Raw genomic sequence first — 21,268 nt, forward strand, 5'->3', positions numbered from 1 at the left:
CGGCACGGCGGCGATCAGTTCGGCAGGAGGTGCCCCCTCCTCGACAGCAGGAACTCCTTGAAGGCCGCCACCGGAGGCGTGTCCGTGCGTCCCGCCAGCCAGGCCACGCCGATCTCCCGGGCGGCGCGCGGCGCGGTGACCGTCAGTTCCACCACGCCGGGCCGGGGCACCGCGGGCGGCGGCAGGAGCGCGACGCCGAGACCGGCGGCGACCAGGCCGCGCAGGGTCTCCGCCTCCTCGCCCTCGAACGCCACCCGCGGCCGGAAACCGGCCTCCTTGCACAGGGCGTCGGTGATGCGGCGCAGGCCGTAGCCGGGCTCCAGGGTCACGAAGGTCTCGTCGGCGGCCTCGGCGAGGCGGACGCGCCGCCGGCCGGCCAGCGGATGGTCGGCCGGCACGACCAGCCGCAGTTTCTGCTCGTCCAGGCGGCGGGTGACCAGGTCGGGGGCGTCCGGGACCGGGGAGGTCAGGCACAGGTCGAGTTCGCCGGCGCGCAGCCGCTCCAGCATCGCCTCGGCGTAGTTCTGCACGAGGCTGAAGCGGACCCGGGGGTGGTCGGCGCGGAAGGCGTGCAGCAGGCCGGGCACGGTCTCGGCGCCCATGGTGTGCAGGAAGCCGAAGGCGACCTTGCCGGTGGCCGGGTCGGCGTCCGCGCGGACCTCCTCGGCGGCACGCTCGACCTCGGCGAGGGCACGTTCGACGGAGCCGAGGAAGGTGCGGCCGGCGACGGTCAGCGCGAGGGTGCGGCCGCGGCGGACGAACAGGTCGACGCCCAGGTCCGCCTCGAGGCGGACGAGGGCCCGGGAGAGCGTCGACTGGGGAACGTTCATCTCCTGCGCGGCCCGGGTGACGTGCTCGGTACGGGCCACGCCGGCGAAGTGCGCGAGGCGGGGCGCGAGCAAGGTGACGATGTCTTCCGTGTCACCGGACGATGACAGACGCGTCCGTGAGCTCGACTGATGCACCATGGGAACGATTATGGCCGTTCCATGCATTGGACGGATGAATCGGGGGCTCCCTACGGTCACGGTATGACTCCCGCCGATACCGGGGCGTCCACCACCGTGGGCGCCGCTGCATCCGTCTCCACCCCCGACGTCCCGGGCACACCCGACGTCTCCGACTCGCGCACGGCCCCGGGCGGCCCCGGCTACCGCCGGATGAGCCTCGCCCTCTTCCTCGCGGGCGTCGCGACCTTCGCCCTGCTCTACTCCACCCAGGCGCTGCTGCCGCTGATCTCGGGCGACATGGGCGTCACGGCCGGCGACGCGAGCTGGACGGTGGCCGCCGCGACCGGCGGCCTGGCGGTGTTCGTCCTGCCGATGAGCGCCCTGTCCGAGCGGTTCGGACGGCGTACGGTCATGACGGCGTCGCTGGCGGTCGCGGTGACCGTCGGGCTGCTGGTCCCCTTCGCCCCGTCGCTGCCGGCGCTGGTCGCGCTGCGCGCGGTGCAGGGCGCGGCGCTGGCGGGGCTGCCGGCCTCGGCGACGGCGTACCTCGCGGAGGAGGTCACTCCGCGTGCTCTGGTCACGGCGATCGGCCTGTTCGTCGCGGGCAACAGCGTCGGCGGGATGAGCGGCCGGGTCATCACCGGGTGGGTCGCCCAGGAGTGGGGCTGGCGGGTCGCCGTCGGCGTGATCGGCGTCGTGGCGGTGGCGTGCGCGGTGGCCTTCCGGCTGCTGCTGCCGACGCCGAAGCACTTCACGCCCGGCTCACTGCGCCCGCGCGTCCTGGCCCGCACGGTCCGCGACCACCTCGCCGACCCGCTGCTGCGCCGCCTCTACGCGATCGGCGCGCTGTTCATGACGGTGTTCGGCGGCGTCTACACGGTGATCGGCTACCGCCTCACGGAGGCCCCGTTCTCGCTCCCGCAGGGCGTCATCGGCTCGATCTTCCTGGTCTACCTGGTGGGCACGGTCTCGGCGTCGACGGCGGGCCGTCTGGTGGGACGCCTCGGCCGGCGCGGGGCACTGTACCTGGGCGGCGGTACGACGGCGGCGGGCCTGCTGCTGTCGCTCGCCCCGTCCCTGCCGCTGGTCCTGCTGGGACTGGTGCTGATCACGGCGGGCTTCTTCGCCGGGCACGCGGTGGCGTCCTCGGCGGTGAGCCGGACGGCCACGCACGGCCGGGCGCAGGCCTCGGCCCTGTACCAGTCCGCGTACTACATCGGCTCCAGTGCGGGCAGCACGGTCGGCGCGATGGCCTTCCACTCCGGCGGCTGGGCCGGGACGGTCGGCGTCGGGCTGCTGGCGGTGCTGGGTGTCGTGGCCATCACCGTGGCCGGGTCGCTGGCGGCACGGCGTACGGGCGGGGGCGTGCCGGCGCGGGCCTGAGGACCGCCTTCCCCACCTGCGGGTTTCTCGACTGCACAGGCCATTGTCAGTCCCCTGCGGTAGCTTCCGAAGTGCGAGGCGCGAAGACGCGCACGACGGGAACGCCACAGGGGTGGGTGGACGATGACCAACGGCACCACGACGACGGAGCTGGATGCCGCGCTGGAGAAGCACCGGGTCGAGCTGACGGGGTACTGCTACCGGATGCTCGGCTCCTCCTTCGAGGCCGAGGACGCGGTCCAGGACACCCTCATCCGCGCCTGGCGGAGCTATGACAAGTTCGAGGGCCGCTCCAGCCTCCGCTCCTGGCTCTACCGGATCGCGACCAACGTGTGCCTGGACATGCTGACCGCGGGCAACAAGAGGGCCCGGCCGATGGACCTGACGGATTCGACGCCGCTCGCCCAGGCCGCTCTGTCCCCGCGCCCGGACAACACCTGGCTGGAGCCGATGCCCGACGCCTGCGTGCTGCCCTCGACCGCCGACCCGGCCGAGGCCGCCGTCGCCAAGGAGTCGGTGCGCCTCGCCTTCATGGCCGCGCTCCAGCAGCTGCCGCCCAAGCAGCGGGCGGTGCTGATCCTGCGCGAGGTGCTGGCGTGGCGGGCGAGCGAGGTCGCCGAGCTCCTCGGCACCACGGTCGCCTCCGTCAACAGCGCCCTGCAGCGCGCCCGCGCGACCCTCGCCGAGCGCGGGGAGCGGGGCGACACGGCGGCGGTCTCCGACCCGCTGGACGAGGAGCAGCGGCAGCTCCTGGAGCGCTATGTCGCGGCCTTCGAGGGCTACGACATGACGGCGCTGACGGCGCTGCTGCACGAGGACGCCGTCATGACGATGCCGCCGTTCGACCTGTGGCTGGCCGGTCCGGCGGACATCACCGGCTTCATGACGACCCTCGGCGCGGCGTGCGCGAACTCGCGGCTGGTGCCGGTCAACGCCAACGGGCTGCCGGCGTTCGCGCACTACAAACCGGACCCGGAGGCGGGCGGCTACGCGCCGTGGGCCGTGCAGGTGCTGGAGATCTCAGACGGCCGCATCACCGGGTTCCACTGCTTCCTCGACACCAAGCGGTGGTTCCCGCTGTTCGACCTGCCGCTCCGTCTCGAAGCGGAGGCCGACGAGGTCCAGTAGGGCGTGCAGCGCGGGGTCGGGGTCGCGCAGCCGGATGCGGCCCCCGGCCCGGCGGGCGGTGAGTTCCAGGCGGGCCAGCAGGTCGACGACGGCGATCCCCGGCGGTCCCAGCCCGCCGACGTCGCAGACGACCACCCCGGCCCGGGTGCCTTCCAGCAGCGCGCGCACCTCGTCGCAGAGCCGGGGTGTCTCCCCTCGGGAGACGGGCCCCGACAGCACGAGTACGGCGGGTGTCACGGCGTCCACGTGCGGTAGACCGGGGGTGAACCGGGAACTCATCGGTGCCCGCCATCAGAGATCACATTGACGTGCGCACACCCTCCCCCGGAGGGTTTGCTGTATGCCCCACGCGTTTCCTCCCCCCGCCAAGCCGTCGCAGGTGCCTCCGCTCGGCGGGGAGGTGCCGTGCAAGGGGTGCTGACCGGCTTCGCGGTCATCGCGGTCGTCATCGCCGTGGGGTACGTGCTGGGGGTGCGGGGGCATCTGGGCCCCCAGGGACGCGAGGTCCTGACCAAGCTCGCCTTCCACGTGGCCTCCCCCGCCTTGCTGTTCACCACCCTCGCGACGGCCGACCTGTCGGTGGTCTTCTCCAGCCGTCTGCTGGTCACGGCACTGTCCACGGCGGCGGTGGCCGGACTCTTCATCGCGGTTGGTGTCGCACGTCACTGGGGTGCGGGCCGGACCACGATCGGCGCGCTCTGCTCCGGTTACGTCAACTCAGGCAACCTCGGCATCCCGATCGCCGTGTACGTCCTGGGCGACGCCTCGCTGGTGGCTCCGGTGCTGCTGTTCCAGTTGGTGCTGGTGACGCCGGTGGCGGTGACGATCCTGGACCTTTCGGGAGGGGGCGGGAAGGGCCCGCTGTGGCGGCGGCTGCTGACGCCGGTGCGCAATCCGATAGCCGTCGGCTCGCTGGCGGGCGTCGCGGTGGCGGCGAGCGGGCTGCGCGTGCCGGCCCCGGTGATGGACCCGCTGACCCTGATCGGCAACATGTCGGTCCCGGCGGTCCTGCTGGCCTTCGGCATCGGCCTGTGCGGCTCCACGATGCCGCTGCGGGGTGTGGAACGGCGGCCCGTGCTGCTGGCGGTGGCGCTCAAGACGGTGGGGCAGCCGGCGGTGGCCTGGGCGCTGGCGGCGGGGGTCTTCGGACTGCGGGGCGCCCGACTCCTCGACGTGGTGGTGACGTCGGCGCTTCCCGCGGCGCAGAACCTGTACACGTACGCGTCGACGTACGGGGTGGGCGAGCGACTGGCGCGGGACGCGATCCTGGTGTCGACGGTGGTTTCGGTGCCGGTGCTGGTGGGGGTGGCGGCGGTGCTGGGGTAGTCAGGCCTCGGGGAACTCGCTGGTGTCGATCGTGAGGTCGAAGGGGGCGGGGAGCCTGAGGGGGTCCCCGAACTTGGCGGCGCTCAGCACCCGGTAGACGTCGCCCTTCGGTTCGCCGTAGAGCGTGGCGGTGGGGCCACCGGGGGCCCAGCGGTCGACGAGGAGGTAAAGGGGGATGCCCGCGGTGGCGTAGGCGGCGGGCTTGCTGATGCGGTCGTGCCGGGCGTTGGACTTGGAGGTGACCTCGACCACGAGCTCGGCGAGGGCGGCGGGGATGTGGGTGTCGGACTCGGTGTGATCGGGCAGATGTGTCACCACCAGGTCGGGGATGAGCATTTCCAGGCGAGACGGAACCGAGAGCGCGAGCGTCTGATAAATGCCCCATCGGTCGGGGATGACCGCATACAAACGCCGCTGAATGCGGTCGGTGATGTCATTGTGCGGCAGTCCCGGAGCAGGTGACACGGTGATGATCCCCTCGATGATCTCCACCTTGCTGCCCTCTGGCCATTCCATCTCCTCCCAGAACCGGACGAGGTCGTCCCAGTTCTGGTCGGGCTCCTGGCTCACGGTGAGTGCGCTCATGGCGGTTCTCCTATCGGTGCGTCACCGATCCCAGCATGCCGAACGGGACCGGTGGAGGTCCACCGATCCCGTTCACCCGATCGAGGAAACCCCTGGTCAGGCAATACGTTCCAGCACCACCGGCGAGGCGGTGAAGTCCGTGCCCGCCGGAGCTACGTCGTAGGAACCCTCCACCGCCGCGAGCGCGTACCCGAAGCGGTCCGGGGTGTCGGTGTGGAGCGTCAGGAGGGGCTGGCCCTCGGTGACGGTGTCGCCGGGCTTGGCGTGGAGTTCGACGCCCGCGGCGGCCTGCACCGGGTCCTCCTTGCGGGCGCGGCCCGCGCCCAGGCGCCAGGCGGCGACGCCGAGGTCGTAGGCGTCGAGGCGGGTCAGGACGCCGGAGACGCCCGCCTTGACGACGTGCTGCTCCCTCGACGTGGGCAGGGCCGCGTCCGGGTCGCCGCCCTGGGCCGCGATCATGCGGCGCCAGACGTCCATCGCGGAGCCGTCGGCGAGGGCCTTCGCCGGGTCGGCGTCGGGCAGGCCCGCCGCGTCCAGCATTTCCCGGGCCAGGGCGAGGGTCAGCTCGACCACGTCCGCGGGGCCGCCACCCGCCAGGACCTCGACCGACTCGCGGACCTCCAGGGCGTTGCCCGCCGTGAGGCCGAGCGGGGTGGCCATGTCCGTGAGCAGGGCGACGGTCTTCACGCCGTGGTCCGTGCCGAGGCCGACCATCGTGGAGGCCAGCTCGCGGGCGTCCTCGATCGTCTTCATGAAGGCGCCCGAGCCCACCTTCACGTCCAGGACCAGGGAGCCGGTGCCCTCGGCGATCTTCTTGGACATGATGGAGGAGGCGATCAGCGGGATCGCCTCGACCGTGCCGGTGACGTCGCGCAGGGCGTACAGCTTCTTGTCGGCGGGGGCGAGGCCGTCACCGGCCGCGCAGATCACCGCGCCCACCCCGTCGAGGACGTTCAGCATCTCCTCGTTGGAGAGGAGGGCGCGCCAGCCGGGGATCGACTCCAGCTTGTCCAGGGTGCCGCCGGTGTGGCCGAGGCCGCGGCCGGAGAGCTGCGGGACGGCCGCGCCGCAGGCGGCGACCAGCGGGGCGAGCGGCAGGGTGATCTTGTCGCCGACGCCGCCCGTGGAGTGCTTGTCGGCGGTCGGGCGGGACAGGGACGAGAAGTCCATGCGCTCGCCGGAGGCGATCATCGCGGCCGTCCAGCGGGCGATCTCGCCGCGGTTCATGCCGTTGAGCAGGATCGCCATCGCGAGCGACGACATCTGCTCGTCGGCCACCGCGCCGCGCGTGTACGCGTCGATGACCCAGTCGATCTGCTCGCCACTGAGTTCGCCGCGGTCGCGCTTGGTGCGGATGACGGAGATGACGTCCATGGCCATACCTGGCTTTCCTTACGGGTTGCGAGTGTTACTTCGTGAGGCGGTCGGGGCCGAAGGCCTGCGGGAGCATCTCCGACAGCGGGAGCACCCCCGCCGGCGTCTCCAGCAGCAGCTCCGGACCGCCGAACTCGTACAGCAGCTGCCGGCAGCGGCCGCACGGGACGAGGACCGCCCCGTGGCCGTCGACGCAGACGAAGTGCGTCAGCCGGCCGCCGCCGGTGAGCTGGAGCTGGGAGACGAGCCCGCACTCGGCGCACAGGCCGACGCCGTAGCTGGCGTTCTCCACGTTGCAGCCGGTGACGGTGCGGCCGTCGTCGACCAGGGCGGCGGCGCCGACGGCGTATCCGGAGTAGGGGGCGTAGGCGCGGGTCATCGCCTCGCGGGCCGCCGTGCGCAGCGCGCCCCAGTCGACGGCCGTCACTTGCCCTGTCCCTTCCGGTACTGCATGCCGTTCGCCTTGGGCATGCGCAGCCTTTGCGCGGACAGCGCGAGGACGACGAGGGTGACGACGTACGGCGTGGCGGAGACGACCTGGTTCGGGACCTCGTCCGTGCCGGCGTACCAGGCGAGGACCAGGGCGCCGACGAGGACCGTGATCGCGGCCTTGACGTACTTCTTGCGGATCGCGAGCCAGACGGCCCCGGCGATCAGCAGCAGCGCGCCGAGCAGCAGCAGGGCGTGCACGTTGGCGGAGCCGCCGCGCAGGTTCAGGCTGTCGGTGTAGCCGAAGAGGCCGGCGCCGATGGCGAGGCCGCCCGGCATCCAGTTGCCGAAGATCATGGCCGCAAGGCCGATGTAGCCGCGGCCGCTGGTCTGGCCCTCCAGGTAGAAGGGGTTGGCCACGATGGAGAGGAAGACGCCGCCGAGACCGGCGAGACCGCCGGAGATGATCACGGCGAGGTACTTGTACTTGTAGACGTTGACGCCGAGGGACTCGGCGGCGACCGGGTTCTCGCCGCAGGAGCGCAGGCGGAGGCCGAACGGGGTGCGCCACAGGATGTACCAGCTGGCGGGGATCAGCGCGACGGCGATCAGGGTGAGCCAGGAGACGTCGGTGACCAGGCCGCCGAGCAGGCCGGCGATGTCCGAGACGAAGAACCAGTGCTGGTCGTTGAGGCTCTCAAGGGCGTCGGAGAGGCCTGGCACCGAGAAGTGGCCCAGCGAGTCGACCGGCGGGGACTGCTTGGCGGAGCCGCCCTGGTGGCCCTCGAACGCGAGCGGGGCCAGGTAGCGGGTGGCGCCGAGGGCGAGGATGTTGATGGCCACGCCGGAGACGATGTGGTTGACGTTGAAGGTGATCGTGACGATGGCGTGCAGGAGGCCGCCGAGCGCGCCGCCGACGATGCCCATCAGGACGCCGGTCCACGGGCCCCACTGGAAGCCGGCCCAGGCACCGAACCAGGTGCCGAGGATCATCATGCCCTCGAGGCCGATGTTGACGACGCCCGCGCGCTCGGCCCACAGGCCGCCGAGACCGGCGAGGCCGATCGGCACGGCGAGCTGGAGCGCCGTGGACATCTGACTGACGTTGGTGATGCCGTTGGCGCCGGTGATCAGGCGGACGATGGAGGTCAGTGCCAGGGCACCGGCGATGATCAACAGCAGGACGGGCAGCGAGATCCGGCGGCCGGCCGGGGCCCCGTGCTCCAGCGTGGGCTGGTTGAGGTCGGTCGCGGTGGTCATCGGCCGGCCACCTCCTTCTTGGTGTTGTCGGTGGCGCCGAGAACGTGACCGGCGGCCAGCTCCGCGCCGACGCGGCGCTGCTGGCGGCGCAGGCCCCACTCGCGGACGGCCTCGTAGGAGACGACGACGGAGAGGACGATCAGGCCCTGCATGATGACCGCGATCTCCTTGTCGTAGCCGTGGAAGTCCAGCTCGGGGCTGGCCTTGTCGAGCCAGGCCCACAGCAGGGCGGCGAAGGCGATGCCGACGGGGCTGTTGCGGCCGAGCAGGGCGATGCCGATGCCGAGGAAGCCGATGCCGGTGGGGAAGTTGAGGCTGTAGGTGTGGGTGTCGCCGAGGAGGATCGGCAGGCCCGCGAGACCGGCGAGGCCGCCGGAGATCAGCATGGCGGTCAGGACCATGCGCTTGGGGTCGACACCGCTGGCCGCGGCGGCCGACTCGGAGGCGCCGGAGGCGCGCAGGTCGAAGCCGAAGCGGGTGCGGTTGAGGACGACCCAGTAGCCGATCCCGAGGAGGACGGCGAGGATCACCAGGCCGTAGATCTCGCCGGCCGCGCCCATGTCGATGCCGGGGATCCAGCCGGACTCGTGCATCTCGCCGGTGGTGTTGTTGTTGCCGATCTTGACGCCGAAGACGTCCGGCAGCCACAGGTAGCCGATGACGGAGGTGGCGATGGCGTTCAGCATGATCGTCGCGACGACCTCGCTGACGCCGCGGGTGACCTTGAGGACGCCGGCGATGCCGGACCAGAAGGCGCCGGTGAGGACGGCGGTCAGGAGGAGGAGCGGGATCTGGAGGAAGGCGGGGAGGTTCGCGTGGGCGCCGACGATCGCGGCCATCATGGCGGCGAGCTGGTACTGGCCGTCGACGCCGATGTTGAACAGGTTCATCCGGAAGCCGATGGCCACCGCCAGGGCCGCGATGTAGTACATCGACGCCTGGTTGATGATCAGGACCTGGATGTCGGAGAATCCGGCCTGCTCGAACATGAGGGCGAACGGTTCGACCGGGTTCTTGCCCGAGGCGACCAGGACGATCGCGCTGAGCACGAAGGCCACGGCGAGCGCGATGACCGGTCCGGCCACCGCGAGGAGCACGCGCTCCTTGTCGAACTTCTTCATCAGCGGGCCTCGTCTTCCGCACCCGGGCCGCCGTCGGCCGGGGTCTCTTCGTGTTCGAGGTGTCCGGAGGCGGCGCCGGTCATCGCCGAGCCCAGCTCCTCGGGGGTGATGGTGGCCGGGTCGGCGTCCGCGACCAGCTTGCCGTCGTAGATCACCCGGAGGGTGTCGGACAGGCCGATCAACTCGTCCAGGTCGGCGGAGATCAGCAGCACGGCCAGGCCTTCGCGGCGGGCCTCGCGGATGTGGTCCCAGATCGCGGCCTGCGCGCCGACGTCCACACCGCGGGTGGGGTGGGCGGCGATGAGGAAGCGCGGCTTGTGGCTCATCTCTCGGCCGACGATCAGCTTCTGCTGGTTGCCGCCGGACAGCGAGGCGGCGGTGACGTCGATGCCGGGGGTGCGGACGTCGTACGTCTCGACGATGCGGCGGGTGTCCTCCTGCGAGCCCTTCGGGTCCAGCCAGACGCCCTTGCTGTTGGGCCTCTCGGTGACGTGGCCGAGGATGCGGTTCTCCCAGAGGGGGGACTCCAGGAGCAGGCCGTGGCGGTGGCGGTCCTCGGGGATGTACCCGACGCCCTGTTCGCGGCGCTTGCGGGTGGGCAGCGCGGTGATGTCCTCGTCGAGGAACCGGATGGCGCCGGAGTCGGCGTGGCGCAGGCCGATGAGCGCGTCGACCAGCTCGGTCTGGCCGTTGCCCTCCACGCCGGCGATGCCGAGCACCTCGCCGGCGTGGATGGTGAAGGAGATGTCGTCGAGCAGGGCCTTGCCGCCGGGGGCCGCGAGGCGCAGTTCGTCGACGGTGAGGACCGCGCGGTCGGTGACCGTGGACTCGGCGGTCTCCGGGGTGGGCAGCTCGCTGCCGACCATCAGCTCGGCGAGCTGGCGCGGGGTCGTCTCGGCGGGGACGGCGGTGCCGACCGTCGTACCGCGCCGGATGACGGTGATGTCGTCGGCGACGGAGAGGACCTCGCCCAGCTTGTGCGAGATGAAGATGACCGACAGGCCCTCGGCCTTCAGCTCGCGCAGGTTGTCGAAGAGCGCGTCGACCTCCTGCGGGACCAGGACGGCGGTGGGCTCGTCGAGGATGAGGGTGCGGGCGCCGCGGTAGAGGACCTTGAGGATCTCCACGCGCTGGCGGGCGGCGACGCCGAGTTCCTCGACGAGGACGTCGGGGCGCACGCCGAGGCCGTACCGCTCGGAGATCTCCTTGATCTTCCGGCGGGCCCTGGCGCCGATGCCGTACAGCTTCTCGCTGCCGAGGACCACGTTCTCGAGGACGGTGAGGTTGTCGGCGAGCATGAAGTGCTGGTGGACCATGCCGATGCCGCGGGCGATGGCGTCGGCGGGCGAGGAGAAGCTCACCTGCTCGCCGTCGATCGCGACGGTGCCCTCGTCCGGCTTCTGCATGCCGTAGAGGATCTTCATCAGGGTCGACTTGCCTGCGCCGTTCTCGCCGACGAGGGCGTGGACGGTGCCCTTGCGGACGGTGAGGTGGATGTCGTGGTTGGCCACGACGCCGGGGAAACGCTTGGTGATCCCGGCGAGCTCGACGGCGGTCACCGATCCGTTGACCGCCGCTTCGGCCGGAGGGCTGCTGGACGCGTTGATGGCGCACTCTCCTGGGGACGGGGGCCGTCTACGCGCGTAGCGCCCCTACGGCATCTGAAACGGCGGCGGCACATCGACACGACGGGGCACGAGGAGGGGACCCGGAGGCTCCTCCCCGTACCCCGTCGAGCGGTGCGACCACCGCGGTTACACGCTGTTCGAGGTGTTGCTGCTCAGCTGCTCTTGACCTTGATCTCGCCGCTGACGATCTTCTCCTCGGCCGTCTTGATGGCTGCCTGGAGTTCGGCATTGTCCGCGAACTTCGGGTTGGAGTTCGAGAGGCCGACCTCACCGGACTTCAGATCGCCCCGAACGATACCGGCCTCGGGCTTGCCCTCCTCGACCGACTTCGCGAGGTTGTACACGGCCTTCGCGACGTCCTTCGTGGCCGAAGTCAGGATGTGGTCCTTGTACTTCGCGAGGGCGTCCTGCTTGTACTGGTCGGAGTCGACGCCGATCGCCCACACCTTGTTGGCGGCGGCGGCCTCGATCACGCCCTGACCGGAGAGGCCGGCGGCCGCGAACACGACGTCGGCCTTCTTCTCGATCTGGCCCTCGGCGGCGGTCTTGCCCTTGTCGGGGCTGGAGAAGCCGCCCTCCTCCGCGGTCTGCGTCAGGTACTGCGAGATGACCTTGACCTTGGGGTCGGTGTCCTTGACGCCCTGCTCGTAGCCGGCCTGGAACTTGTGGATCAGCGGGATGTCCACGCCGCCCACGAAGCCGACCGTGTTGGTCTTGGTGCTCTTGGCGGCGGCGACACCGGCGAGGTAGGAGGCCTGCTCCTCGTTGAAGACCAGGTCGGCCACGTTCTCCGCCTCGATCGTGGCGTCGTCCACGATGCCGAAGGTGGTGTCCGGGTACTTCTCGGCGGCGCTCTTCAGCGCGGCGGCGTACGCGTAGCCGACACCGACGACCGGGTTGTAGCCCTGCTTGGCCAGCGAGACCAGGCGCTGCTCCTTGTCGGCGTCGGTCTCGCCGTCGGTGGGCTCGACGTCGGCGGTCTCGTAGCCGAACTCCTTCTTCGCCTGCTCCAGGCCCGCGTACGCGGCGTCGTTGAAGGACTGGTCTCCCTTGCCGCCGACGTCGTACGCGATGGCGAGACCCTTGTCGCCCTTGGACTCCGACCCGGAGGAGGTCGAGGTGCCGCCGCAGGCGGAGAGGGCGAGGGCCAGGGAGGCGGTCGCTGCGCCTGCGACCGTGATCCGGGAAATCCGGCGCATGTCTGGTGCTCCTGTCGTACAAGCGCCGGGGACGGGTCGGGCACGGCGCTGGCTTCGCCGCAGATTAACGCGCGTAGACCTGCCTGAAAACCCCTTCTGTCCTTCTTGTTATCCGCCCGTGAGCAAGGGGGCGCGGGCGGAGGTACGGGGCTTGCCGGACGCAAACGGGGGGTGGCGGAGGGTGACGCCGGGGCGGCCGTCGCGGGCATGCCGAAGCGGGCGGGCACCTCCAGGCACCGCCCGCTTCATCCGGTTCTGTACGGGACCGGGGGCTACTCGGTCTTCACCTTGATGGAGCCGGAGATGATGCCGTCCTTGGCCTTGGCGACGGCGTCCGTCAGGCCCGGGACCTCGGCGTACTTCGGGTTGGCGTCGGACAGGCCCACGCCGTCGGACTTCAGGTCGAAGGTCTGGACGCCGGTCAGCGGCTTGCCGTCCTCGACCGACTTGGCCAGGGCGAACACGGCGCCGTCGATGTCCTTGAGGGCGGAGGTCAGGATGTAGTCCTTGTAGACCGCGAGGGCTTCCTGCTCGTACTGGTCGGAGTCGACGCCGATCGCCCAGACCTTCGCCTTCGCGGCGGCCTCGATCACGCCCTGCCCGGACAGACCGGCCGCCTGGTACACGACGTCGGCCTTCTTCTCGATCTGCCCCTCAGCGGCGGCGCGGCCCTTGTCGGGGCTGGAGAAGCCGCCCTCCTCCGCGGTCTGCGTCAGGTACTGCGAGACCACCTTGACCTCGGGGTCGGTGTCCTTGACGCCCTGCTTGTAACCGGCCTCGAACTTGTGGATCAGCGGCACGTCCACGCCGCCCACGAAGCCGACCGTCTTGGTGTCGCTGGCCTTGGCCGCCGCCACGCCCGCGAGGTAGGAGGCCTCGTTCTCGGCGAAGACGAGGGACGCGACGTTCTTGCCCTCGACCACGGAGTCCACGATGCCGAAGGTGGTGTCCGGGTACTTCTCGGCGATGGCCTTCATCGCCGGTCCATAGGCGAAGCCGACGCCGATGACCGGGTTGTAGCCCTGCTTGGCGAGCGAGGCCAGGCGCTGCTCCTTGTCGGCGTCGGTCTCGCCCTCGGTGGGCTCGATGGCGGCGGTCCGGTAGCCGAACTCCTTCTCCGCCTTCTGCAGGCCCGCGTGGGCGGCGTCGTTGAAGGACTGGTCGCCCTCGCCGCCGATGTCGTACGCGATGGCGAGGCCCTTGTCGTCCTTGCCGCCCTCGTCACCGCTGTTGCTCTCGCTGCTGGTGCCGCCGCAGGCCGTGGCGGCGAGTGCGAGCGACGCGACCCCCACCGCGGCGCGGGTCAGTCTCGAATTACGACGCATCTGAAGTTCCCCATTCTCCAAAGCCCCGCAGCGGGTGCTCGGTTCGGCGCAGATTAACGCGCGTAGAAACTCCTGGGAACGGGGTTCCGCAGCGCCGTTACCCATTCGTGCCGCTGGTCGGTTACGGCCCTGTGAACGGCCGGATCGATCGGAAGGCGAACGGTGAGTCCGGGCATGCCGCGCGACCTCGTGCGCTTGTGCATCAGGCTGCCCCCGGCCCGCCGGGGCCGCAAGCCGGCGGGCGGAGACGGCGACGGCAGGCGGCAGGCGGCAGGCGGCAGGCGGCAGGCGGCAGGCGGGGGCGATTGCTAAACCGCGTCGATCAGCGCGGCGGCGGTGAACATCTCGACGCCGACGGTGATGGCGTGCTCGTCCACGTCGAAGTCGCCCTGGTGCAGGTCGCGGATCACGCGCTCGCCGGGCGGGCGGACGCCGAGGCGGGCCATGGCGCCGGGCACGTGCTCCAGGTACCAGGAGAAGTCCTCACCGCCGAGGCTCTGCTCGGTGGACTCGACGGAGTCCGTGCCGCGCCGGGCGACCATGGCGGCCTGGAGCAGTTCGGTGCTGGTGACCTCGTTGACGACGGGGGGCACGCCGCGGACGTAGGTGATCTCGGACTTGGCCCGGTAGAGGTTGGCGATCTCGTCGATGGCGCCGACCACGAGGTCGGGAGCCTGCCGCCAGGCGTCGAGGTCGAGGCAGCGCACGGTCCCGGCGAGTTCGGCGTGCTGCGGGATGACGTTCGGGGCGTGGCCGGACTCCATCCGCCCCCAGGTCAGCGCGAGTCCGCTGCGGCTGTCGACGCGCCGGGCGACGAGCGGGGGCACGTCGGTGACGACGCGCGCGGCGGCGGTGACCAGGTCGGTGGTGAGGTGCGGGCGGGCGGTGTGGCCGCCGGGGCCGTTGAGGGCGATCTCCAGCCGGTCGCAGGCGGAGGTGATGGGGCCGACCCTGAGCCCGATCCTCCCGGCGTCCACCCGGGGGTCGCAGTGCACAGCGAGGATGCGGCGCACCCCGTCGAGCGCGCCACCCTCGACGGCGTCGGCGGCACCGCCGGGCAGCACCTCCTCCGCCGGCTGGAAGAGCAGCCGCACGGGCCGGGGCAGCAAACCCTTCTCGTGCAGCTCGGCGAGCACCAGCCCGGTGCCGAGGACGACGGTGGTGTGGACGTCGTGGCCGCAGGCGTGGGCGCGGTCGGGCACGCGCGAGCGGTACTCGCACTCGCTCTTCGTGTCCGGAATGGGCAGGGCGTCGATGTCGGCCCGCAGGGCGAGCATGCGGGGACCGCCGGCCCACTGCCCCGAGTCGGTGTTGGTGCCGATGTCGCAGACGAGCCCGGTCCCGATGGGAAGCACACGCGGCTTGAGGCCGGCCCGCTCGAGCCGTTCCTTGATCGCGGCGGTGGTGCGGAATTCCTGGTTGCCCAGCTCAGGGTGCATGTGCAGGTCGCGGCGGAAGGCCACGAGCTCCGCGCGCAGCCCCTCGGGCAGCGCACCGGGAAGCACGGCTTCCCCGGGAAGGTCGGCCTCGGACTCTGGGGACATCAGTTGCTTCACCCTCTGAAGGGTAGGACGCCCGGCCTGTCACAGGGCCCACGATCAACAAAAATTCAGCCCGTCAGGGGAAGAAACTCCGGCCGCCCTACGCATAGCTCTCGACTCGTTTGGGTAAACTCGCCCGCCTTCCGACCGAGCCGATCATGAGATCCACCGGAGTCGACGACACGGCCCGCTCCCCGGCACCCGTCCTGTCTTAGCGCGTACCACGCCCGGCCCGGCCCACGCGTCCGCGTTCACCGGCCGGGCGGCCCGCCGGACCGGCGGGCCGCCCGGCCGCCTCGGCTCTCCCGCCCCTCAGCCGAGGAGGGCGCGCACGGCGGTGACGAGTTGGTCGGCGGCCTGGGCGAGCGCGCCGGTGCCGGCGAGGCACAGGGCGAGTTCGCGCACGCGGTCGGTGAGGGCCGGCCGGCCGGTGGCCGGAAGACCGGCCGACAGTTCGCCCTCGATCACGGCGAGGGCTTCCTCGGCGGTCTGCCGCTGGGCCGGTGTGACGCCGTCCGCCGGGTCCGGCTCGGCGAGGAGGGCGCGCAGCCGCGTGACCAGGGCGCGTACGTCCTGCTCGGTCCCGCCTTCGTGGACCGCGCGGGCGCCCGCGCCGGCGGCCAGGGCGGAACCGGAGACGCCGGCGTTGCCGCCGATGACGATGCCGTGGTTGATGCCGCCGGGTTCGCTCACGGTGAGACTCCTCTGCGGTGCGGTGTGTGCGTGGTGACGGGGGATCAGGACGTGGCGGCGGCGCCCTGACGGACGCGGGAGGCGGCGCCGGTCTGCGCACCGGGGCCGGCGGCGGCCTGGGCGCCGGGGCCTGCCGCAACGGCACCGTGCATGGTGCCGCCCGTCATGATGACGCCGTTGTTGAGGATGACGCTCCGGCGTTCCTCCAGTTCGGAGGTGTCGAGCCCGTGCTCCGCGAGCAGTTCGCCCAGATCGGCGAGGAGCCGCAGCTCGATGCGGCGGGCGGCGCGCTGGACGTCGATGCGCTGGAAGTAGTTCGTGTACTCCCCCGAGTCGGCGTGCTCGCGCAGGCTGGTGCGCGCGCCGAAGTCGTACCGCCGGTCGTGGGCGATGACGTCCTGAAGGCGTTCCTCACGGCGGCTGTCGGCCCGGTCGGCGAGAAGGCGGCCCAGCGGGCGGGCGACAGGGCCGCCGAGGCTTTCGTGCATCGCGGAGAGCGCGGCGGCGGCGATCCGCGGGGTGTCGTCGCCGTGGTGCCGTTCGGTGAGGCGGTCCACCTCCTGGTAGGCGCTCCGGACCGGGGTGAGGACCGACGCGGCGCTGTTGAGGTGGAGGGTCCCGGAGACGACGACGGCCTGTACGTGCACGGTGAGCACGATCTCCGCGTCCCACATCCGCACCTGGGCGCACACGCAGTGCCGTACGGGGCCGTCGACGCGTCCCCGCGCGGCTTCCACGACCGGGGCCTTCGCGTGCCGTGCCGGTCGGGACGTCAGGCGGCTGTCCGCACCGTCCGGCCAGAAGACGGAACGTGAGAAGGGTTCGGGCCCGTCGAGCTCGGTGCCGTCGACGTACAGCCGTTCCTCGACGGAGAGACCGGCGACGCCCCGCGGTTCGCTTCCGAGGCCGCCGAGGCCGTCGCGCAGGGCGACGACGAGCTTGTCCGTGGTGAGGGGGACGGACGGCGCGGCGCCGGGGGCGGGCCGCAGCCGCAGGTCGAGGGACCAGGAGGTGAGCTCGGTGCCGGAACCCGTGAAGGGCCGGTAGCCGCTGTGGATGACGAGATTGCCGTCGTTGCGGGGAACGTCCGTGGTCTGCCGTGGCGGGGCGGGCGCCGGTGCGCCGGGGACGAGTTCGCGGGACGCGGTGTCCCACACCTCCTTCTGCTGCCGCCAGGCCGCCCACCACGGCACGCCCGTCAGCAGGACCGCGGTGCACAGCAGCGCCGGCCAGAAGCCGGCGGGGCCCCACGGGGCCACCTGGGTCTGGGCGTACGCGCACAGTGCGGTGCCCACGGCGCTGAAGAGGCCGGCGGTGGCGAGACCGCCGGCCGCGTCCTCGACCCGCGGCGCACCGTCCTTGTCCCGGCGCAGGCTGTGCATGCCGGGCAGCCGCCGGACGCCGCCGCGCGTGCCGGCGGAGATCCTGGAGAGGAGGACGCGGGCGACGGCGGCGGCCGGCACGCAGAGCAGACCGGCCAGCCAGGCGGCGGAGACCACCAGGTCGCGGGTGTGCACGGCGGCGAGGGCGCGACGGGCGTGGTCGAGCAGCAGCCGCTGGTCGACGCCGCAGGAAGGGGCGTGGGCGCGGTGCCGCTCCTGCTCCAGTTCCCGGACGACGACGCGGGCGAAGGACTCGTCGACCCAGGTGCCCGCGCACATGTGCCGGGTCGGGGTGTTCCACAGGTCCGGCGCCGGGCCGGGCGGGGACGCGGGCGGTCTGGGCGCGGGGACGCTCCGCGCGCGGTCCGTGGTGGCGGGTTCGTGCTCCATGTGGCCCCCGTGGTGCGTGTCGGGACGAGGTGTGCCACGGACAACGAGCAGCGACGCCCCCGGGTTGCGGGCCCGCGGAGCCCGGTGGATGGCCGCCGGGGGCGCGGGTTCCGGGCCCGCGCGCCGTCCCCGGGTTGCGCCCGGTGCGCTCCCGCCCGCCGCCGGTGGTGGTCGCTACCCGGCGCCCGCCACCGCCGACAGCCGGTGCACGTCCCGGGCCGAGCCGGTCACACCGTTCAGGAAGCCCCGGGCCCGGGGGGAGGCGTGCTGGGTGAGCCAGGCGGGGTCGATGTCGCAGACGGAGACGCGGACCTCGGTGCCGGCCAGGGCGAGGGGGAGGGTGTGGACGACCGTGGACGGGAAGCTGAGGATGGTGCGGCCGATCGGGCCGCGGCGGGCGATCAGTTCCAGGGGGAGGTCGGGGCGGACGATCTCCAGGCCCGTTTCCACCGCCAGCCGGTGCAGTTTCTCGGTGCTCTCGCGGCGGTGGGCGAAGTAGCGGGCCGCGCCGTGGGTCCTCGCCAGGCCGCGTACGGCCTCCAGGTAGCGGTCGGCGTCGACCACGCCGGTCTCCACCAGCGAGGTGCCGACCATGTCGGCGCCCCTGGTGACGCGGGGCGGGCCGAAGCGGGCGCGGGTCCAGGCGAAGTCGTTGGCGGTGACGGTGACGCCGTCCGGGGTGTCCTCGATCGGCATGGAGGAGAAGACCGAGACCCGGCGGTCCTTGTTCGGGGTCAGGCGGTGCCGGGCGGAGCGGGAGACGGGGGCGAAGAGGAGGTCGCGCGGGCCGGGGCGGCTGCCCTTGCGGTGCCAGCGGACCAGGCGCTCGCCGTGGGCCAGTTGGGTGACGAACTCCATCGTGGCCGTGCCGTCGTCGACGACGACGAGGTCGTGGGCGCGGGTGATGGTGAGGAGCAGTTGTACGTAGCGGGAGAACGGGTCGCCCATGACGATCCGTTCGGCCTGGCGCAGGGCGCCGGCCAGGCCGCCCACCGTCCGGAAGGGGGCCGTGGCGCCACCGCGCGCCTCCTCCCAGCGGATTTCGTGCCCTTCCCGCCGGGCCAGTTCCGCCATGCGGCGGAGCTGGCCCCGGGTCATCGGATCGACCGGGGACAGGACCACGAGGGTGAGCTCCGCGCCGGGTGCGCGGGTGTGCGCCCACTCCAGCACGTTCAGCAGTTGTACCGGGCTCTCGACGAAGGCGAGAGTGCGGGGGCCGGCGTTCCCGGCGCGGGGGCTCATCGGTGTGGGACCGTCCCGTGGTGAGGGCCTGGTGGGGTGTCGGGCCGGGTGTCAGACGGTGACGGGCTCGCCCGCGGCGGCGGCGATCTCCGCCTCGGCGACGACGCCGGTGACGCGGCGGAGCTTCTTCATCGGGCCGAGCTCGGAGTCGTAGACCTTCTTGACGCCGTCGCCGAGGGAGGCCTCGATGGTGCGGATGTCGCGCACCAGGCGGGTCAGGCCCTGCGGCTCCACGGAGGCGGCCTGGTCGGAGCCCCACATGGCGCGGTCGAGGGTGATGTGGCGCTCGACGAAGGTGGCGCCGAGAGCGACGGCGGCGAGGGTGGTCTGCAGGCCGGTCTCGTGGCCGGAGTAGCCGATCGGGACGTTCGGGTACTCCTGCTGGAGGGTGTTGATGACGCGGAGGTTGAGCTCCTCGGCCTGCGCCGGGTACGTCGACGTGGCGTGGCACATGAGGATGTTGTCGCTGCCGAGGACCTCGACCGCGTGGCGGATCTGCTTCGGCGTCGACATGCCGGTGGAGAGGATGATCGTCCGGCCCGTCGCGCGCAGGGCGCGCAGCAGTTCGTCGTCGGTGAGGGAGGCGGAGGCGACCTTGTGGGCGGGGACGTCGAACTTCTCCAGGAAGGCGACGGCCTCGGTGTCCCACGGGGAGGCGAACCAGTCGATGTTCTTCGACTTGCAGTACTCGTCGATCTGGCGGTACTCGTCCTCGCCGAACTCCACGCGGTGGCGGTAGTCGATGTACGTCATCCGGCCCCAGGGCGTGTCGCGCTCGATGTCCCACTGGTCGCGCGGGGTGCAGATCTCCGGGGTGCGCTTCTGGAACTTGACCGCGTCGCAGCCGGCCTCGGCGGCCACGTCGATCAGCTTGAAGGCGTTCTCGAGGTCGCCGTTGTGGTTGATGCCGATCTCGCCGGTGATGTAGACGGGGCGGCCCGGACCGGCCTCGCGGGTACCGAAGGTGCGGATGCGGGAGTTGGTGCTCATGACAGGGGGTTCCTTACTTGGACTGGGTGATCGTGGGGGATTCGAGGGAGTCGAGTGAGGGGCCGAGGATCCAGCTCGCGATCTCCCGGATCGCGCCGTCACCGCCGGGGACGGTGGTGACCGCACGGGCGGCGCCGCGTACGGCGTCGTGGGCGCTCGCGACCGCCACGGGCCAGCCGACGAGGGCGAAGCACGGGAGGTCGTTGACGTCGTTGCCGACGTAGAGCACGCGTTCGGGCGCGATGCCCTGCTCCTCGCACCACTGCTTGAGGGCGAGGTCCTTGCGGTCGATGCCGTGCAGCACGGGGAGCTTGAGCTTGCGTGCGCGGGCGGCGACGACCGGGTTCTGTTCCGTGGACAGGATGAGCATCGTCAGGCCGCTGCGGCGAAGGGCGGCGATGCCGAGCCCGTCGCCGCGGTGGACGGAGACGAACTCCCGTCCGTCGGAGTCGATCAGCACCCGGTCGTCGGTCTGGGTGCCGTCGAAGTCGAGGACGACCGCGTCGATGTCGGCGGCGGTCGGGAGGGCGCCGGGCCTGGCCGCGTCGAAGTGCGGTGCCAGGGCGCGGGCGCGGGCGAGGTCGTGCGGGTCGTCGATCTCCAGGACGCGGGCCGGGTCGGTGCGGACCAGTTCGGTGCGGCCGAAGAAGCGGTGCCGGTGCTCGCGGAAGCCGGGTGCGGCCATCGCGTAGGCGGCGCCGGTCTCCAGCAGGTCCTGGGGGCGGTCCTGGCGGCGGGGGCGGTAGGACTTGTCGTGGTTGACGCCGTAACCGCCCTCCTCCGGACCGTCCTCGTCGGCGCCGTCGCGCCACACGAAGCCGTGGAACGGGGCCACGGTCACCGCGGTGTCCGCGCCGTTCTCGGCGACCGCGCCGGCCACCCCGTCGATGTCCTCGCGGACGATGAAGGGGCTGGTGCACTGCACGAGGAGCACCACGTCGACGGCGGCGCCGTGCAGGGCCTCGTGCGCGTCCATGGCGTGCAGGACGGCGGCCTCGGAGGTGGCCGTGTCACCGGCGATGGCGGCGGGCCGCAGCACGACCTCGGCGCCGGCCTCGCGGGCCACGGCGGCGATGGCCTGGTCGTCGGTGGAGACCACGACGTCCGTCACCAGCCGGGTGGCCAGGCACTCGCGCACCGCGCGGGCCACCAGGGGGACGCCGCCGACGGGGGCGAGGTTCTTCGCGGGCACGCCCTTGGAGCCGCCGCGCGCGGGGATCACCGCGAGCACTCGGCGCACCGAGGCGCCCTGGTCCGCTTCCTGGTTGGACATGAGGTCTGCTCCTTGCGCAGGTGACGCCGGTGACGCGGATGTCTGGGGA

The 21,268-nt window shown here is 72.0% G+C and carries 19 protein-coding genes; 3 read left to right on the top strand and 16 right to left on the bottom strand.

The annotated features are described in order from the left end of the window. Positions 1 to 14 precede the first annotated feature (14 nt). Positions 15 to 968 carry a LysR family transcriptional regulator gene (locus IE142_RS05125; RefSeq protein ID WP_191884599.1) on the bottom strand — a complete coding sequence of 318 codons (954 nt, stop codon included), beginning with the start codon at positions 966 to 968 and terminating at the stop codon, positions 15 to 17. 63 nt (positions 969 to 1,031) lie between these two features. Between IE142_RS05125 and IE142_RS05130 the strand changes: the two genes are divergently transcribed. Both IE142_RS05130 and IE142_RS05135 read left to right on the top strand, forming a co-directional pair. After that, a complete protein-coding gene (locus IE142_RS05130) occupies positions 1,032 to 2,333 on the top strand; it encodes an MFS transporter (RefSeq protein ID WP_191884600.1) in 1,302 nt (433 codons plus the stop codon). Between the two features lie 123 nt (positions 2,334 to 2,456). Continuing rightward, positions 2,457 to 3,461, top strand: a complete 1,005-nt coding sequence (locus IE142_RS05135; RefSeq protein WP_191884601.1) for a sigma-70 family RNA polymerase sigma factor — start codon at positions 2,457 to 2,459, stop codon at positions 3,459 to 3,461. On the opposite strand, the gene IE142_RS05140 is transcribed toward IE142_RS05135, so the two are convergent. Then, the gene (locus IE142_RS05140) at positions 3,354 to 3,740 is read right to left on the bottom strand and encodes an STAS domain-containing protein (RefSeq protein ID WP_191884602.1); all 387 of its coding nucleotides are present in this window, start codon (positions 3,738 to 3,740) and stop codon (positions 3,354 to 3,356) included. The two genes, IE142_RS05135 and IE142_RS05140, sit on opposite strands and share 108 nt — an antisense overlap. Before the next feature lie 126 nt (positions 3,741 to 3,866). Here IE142_RS05140 and IE142_RS05145 point away from each other — a divergent pair, with 126 nt between their 5' ends. Next, complete coding sequence (locus IE142_RS05145) at positions 3,867 to 4,787, top strand: AEC family transporter (protein WP_191884603.1); 921 nt, start codon at positions 3,867 to 3,869, stop codon at positions 4,785 to 4,787. Here IE142_RS05145 and IE142_RS05150 read toward each other — a convergent pair whose 3' ends face one another. The 14 genes from IE142_RS05150 to IE142_RS05215 all read right to left on the bottom strand — a co-directional run bounded on the left by IE142_RS05150 (position 4,788) and on the right by IE142_RS05215 (position 21,219). Further along, positions 4,788 to 5,372: a Uma2 family endonuclease gene (locus IE142_RS05150; protein ID WP_191884604.1), complete on the bottom strand. Its 585-nt coding sequence runs from the start codon at positions 5,370 to 5,372 to the stop codon at positions 4,788 to 4,790. A 96-nt stretch (positions 5,373 to 5,468) separates the two neighbouring features. Then, positions 5,469 to 6,752 (bottom strand): thymidine phosphorylase, encoded by a 1,284-nt coding sequence (locus IE142_RS05155; protein WP_191884605.1) that lies wholly within the window; start codon positions 6,750 to 6,752, stop codon positions 5,469 to 5,471. A 28-nt stretch (positions 6,753 to 6,780) separates the two neighbouring features. Continuing rightward, a complete protein-coding gene (locus tag IE142_RS05160; protein WP_191884606.1) occupies positions 6,781 to 7,173 on the bottom strand; it encodes a cytidine deaminase in 393 nt (130 codons plus the stop codon). Next, positions 7,170 to 8,435 carry an ABC transporter permease gene (locus IE142_RS05165; RefSeq protein WP_191884607.1) on the bottom strand — a complete coding sequence of 422 codons (1,266 nt, stop codon included), beginning with the start codon at positions 8,433 to 8,435 and terminating at the stop codon, positions 7,170 to 7,172. The genes IE142_RS05160 and IE142_RS05165 overlap by 4 nt, the downstream gene beginning before the upstream one ends. Next, entirely contained in the window at positions 8,432 to 9,556 is a 1,125-nt protein-coding gene (locus tag IE142_RS05170; protein WP_191884608.1) for an ABC transporter permease, read from the bottom strand. The genes IE142_RS05165 and IE142_RS05170 overlap by 4 nt, the downstream gene beginning before the upstream one ends. Next, complete coding sequence (locus IE142_RS05175) at positions 9,556 to 11,115, bottom strand: ABC transporter ATP-binding protein (RefSeq protein ID WP_191884609.1); 1,560 nt, start codon at positions 11,113 to 11,115, stop codon at positions 9,556 to 9,558. The genes IE142_RS05170 and IE142_RS05175 overlap by 1 nt, the downstream gene beginning before the upstream one ends. A 221-nt stretch (positions 11,116 to 11,336) precedes the next feature. Further along, a complete protein-coding gene (locus tag IE142_RS05180) occupies positions 11,337 to 12,383 on the bottom strand; it encodes a BMP family lipoprotein (RefSeq protein WP_191884610.1) in 1,047 nt (348 codons plus the stop codon). Positions 12,384 to 12,655: 272 nt separating this feature from the next. After that, positions 12,656 to 13,708 carry a BMP family lipoprotein gene (locus tag IE142_RS05185; protein WP_191884611.1) on the bottom strand — a complete coding sequence of 351 codons (1,053 nt, stop codon included), beginning with the start codon at positions 13,706 to 13,708 and terminating at the stop codon, positions 12,656 to 12,658. A 308-nt stretch (positions 13,709 to 14,016) separates the two neighbouring features. Further along, complete coding sequence (locus IE142_RS05190; protein WP_191884612.1) at positions 14,017 to 15,252, bottom strand: M20 family metallopeptidase; 1,236 nt, start codon at positions 15,250 to 15,252, stop codon at positions 14,017 to 14,019. A 309-nt stretch (positions 15,253 to 15,561) separates the two neighbouring features. Beyond that, positions 15,562 to 15,942, bottom strand: a complete 381-nt coding sequence (locus IE142_RS05195) for a hypothetical protein (RefSeq protein WP_191884613.1) — start codon at positions 15,940 to 15,942, stop codon at positions 15,562 to 15,564. 44 nt (positions 15,943 to 15,986) lie between these two features. After that, complete coding sequence (locus IE142_RS05200) at positions 15,987 to 17,714, bottom strand: AbeC-like domain-containing protein (RefSeq protein ID WP_191884614.1); 1,728 nt, start codon at positions 17,712 to 17,714, stop codon at positions 15,987 to 15,989. A gap of 174 nt (positions 17,715 to 17,888) precedes the next feature. Beyond that, entirely contained in the window at positions 17,889 to 18,956 is a 1,068-nt protein-coding gene (locus IE142_RS05205) for a hypothetical protein (protein ID WP_191884615.1), read from the bottom strand. A 51-nt stretch (positions 18,957 to 19,007) separates the two neighbouring features. After that, positions 19,008 to 19,946, bottom strand: coding sequence for an N-acetylneuraminate synthase family protein (locus IE142_RS05210; protein ID WP_043380703.1), 939 nt, complete (start codon positions 19,944 to 19,946; stop codon positions 19,008 to 19,010). A gap of 13 nt (positions 19,947 to 19,959) precedes the next feature. Continuing rightward, on the bottom strand, positions 19,960 to 21,219 hold the full coding sequence (locus tag IE142_RS05215) for an N-acylneuraminate cytidylyltransferase (RefSeq protein ID WP_191884616.1): 1,260 nt from the start codon (positions 21,217 to 21,219) through the stop codon (positions 19,960 to 19,962). Between the last annotated feature and the right edge of the window lie 49 nt (positions 21,220 to 21,268).

It is taken from the genome of Streptomyces mutabilis, from assembly GCF_014649815.1.
Lineage (GTDB): Bacteria > Actinomycetota > Actinomycetes > Streptomycetales > Streptomycetaceae > Streptomyces > Streptomyces mutabilis.

Coding starts and splice junctions, on each gene's coding strand:
- IE142_RS05185 (WP_191884611.1), bottom strand. CDS start 13,708: ATGCGTCGTAATTCGAGACTGACCCGCGCCGCGGTGGGGGTCGCGTCG.
- IE142_RS05140 (WP_191884602.1), bottom strand. CDS start 3,740: ATGAGTTCCCGGTTCACCCCCGGTCTACCGCACGTGGACGCCGTGACA.
- IE142_RS05135 (WP_191884601.1), top strand. CDS start 2,457: ATGACCAACGGCACCACGACGACGGAGCTGGATGCCGCGCTGGAGAAG.
- IE142_RS05190 (WP_191884612.1), bottom strand. CDS start 15,252: ATGTCCCCAGAGTCCGAGGCCGACCTTCCCGGGGAAGCCGTGCTTCCC.
- IE142_RS05215 (WP_191884616.1), bottom strand. CDS start 21,219: ATGTCCAACCAGGAAGCGGACCAGGGCGCCTCGGTGCGCCGAGTGCTC.
- IE142_RS05125 (WP_191884599.1), bottom strand. CDS start 968: ATGGTGCATCAGTCGAGCTCACGGACGCGTCTGTCATCGTCCGGTGAC.
- IE142_RS05200 (WP_191884614.1), bottom strand. CDS start 17,714: ATGGAGCACGAACCCGCCACCACGGACCGCGCGCGGAGCGTCCCCGCG.
- IE142_RS05150 (WP_191884604.1), bottom strand. CDS start 5,372: ATGAGCGCACTCACCGTGAGCCAGGAGCCCGACCAGAACTGGGACGAC.
- IE142_RS05170 (WP_191884608.1), bottom strand. CDS start 9,556: ATGAAGAAGTTCGACAAGGAGCGCGTGCTCCTCGCGGTGGCCGGACCG.
- IE142_RS05165 (WP_191884607.1), bottom strand. CDS start 8,435: ATGACCACCGCGACCGACCTCAACCAGCCCACGCTGGAGCACGGGGCC.
- IE142_RS05210 (WP_043380703.1), bottom strand. CDS start 19,946: ATGAGCACCAACTCCCGCATCCGCACCTTCGGTACCCGCGAGGCCGGT.
- IE142_RS05155 (WP_191884605.1), bottom strand. CDS start 6,752: ATGGCCATGGACGTCATCTCCGTCATCCGCACCAAGCGCGACCGCGGC.
- IE142_RS05180 (WP_191884610.1), bottom strand. CDS start 12,383: ATGCGCCGGATTTCCCGGATCACGGTCGCAGGCGCAGCGACCGCCTCC.
- IE142_RS05130 (WP_191884600.1), top strand. CDS start 1,032: ATGACTCCCGCCGATACCGGGGCGTCCACCACCGTGGGCGCCGCTGCA.
- IE142_RS05205 (WP_191884615.1), bottom strand. CDS start 18,956: ATGAGCCCCCGCGCCGGGAACGCCGGCCCCCGCACTCTCGCCTTCGTC.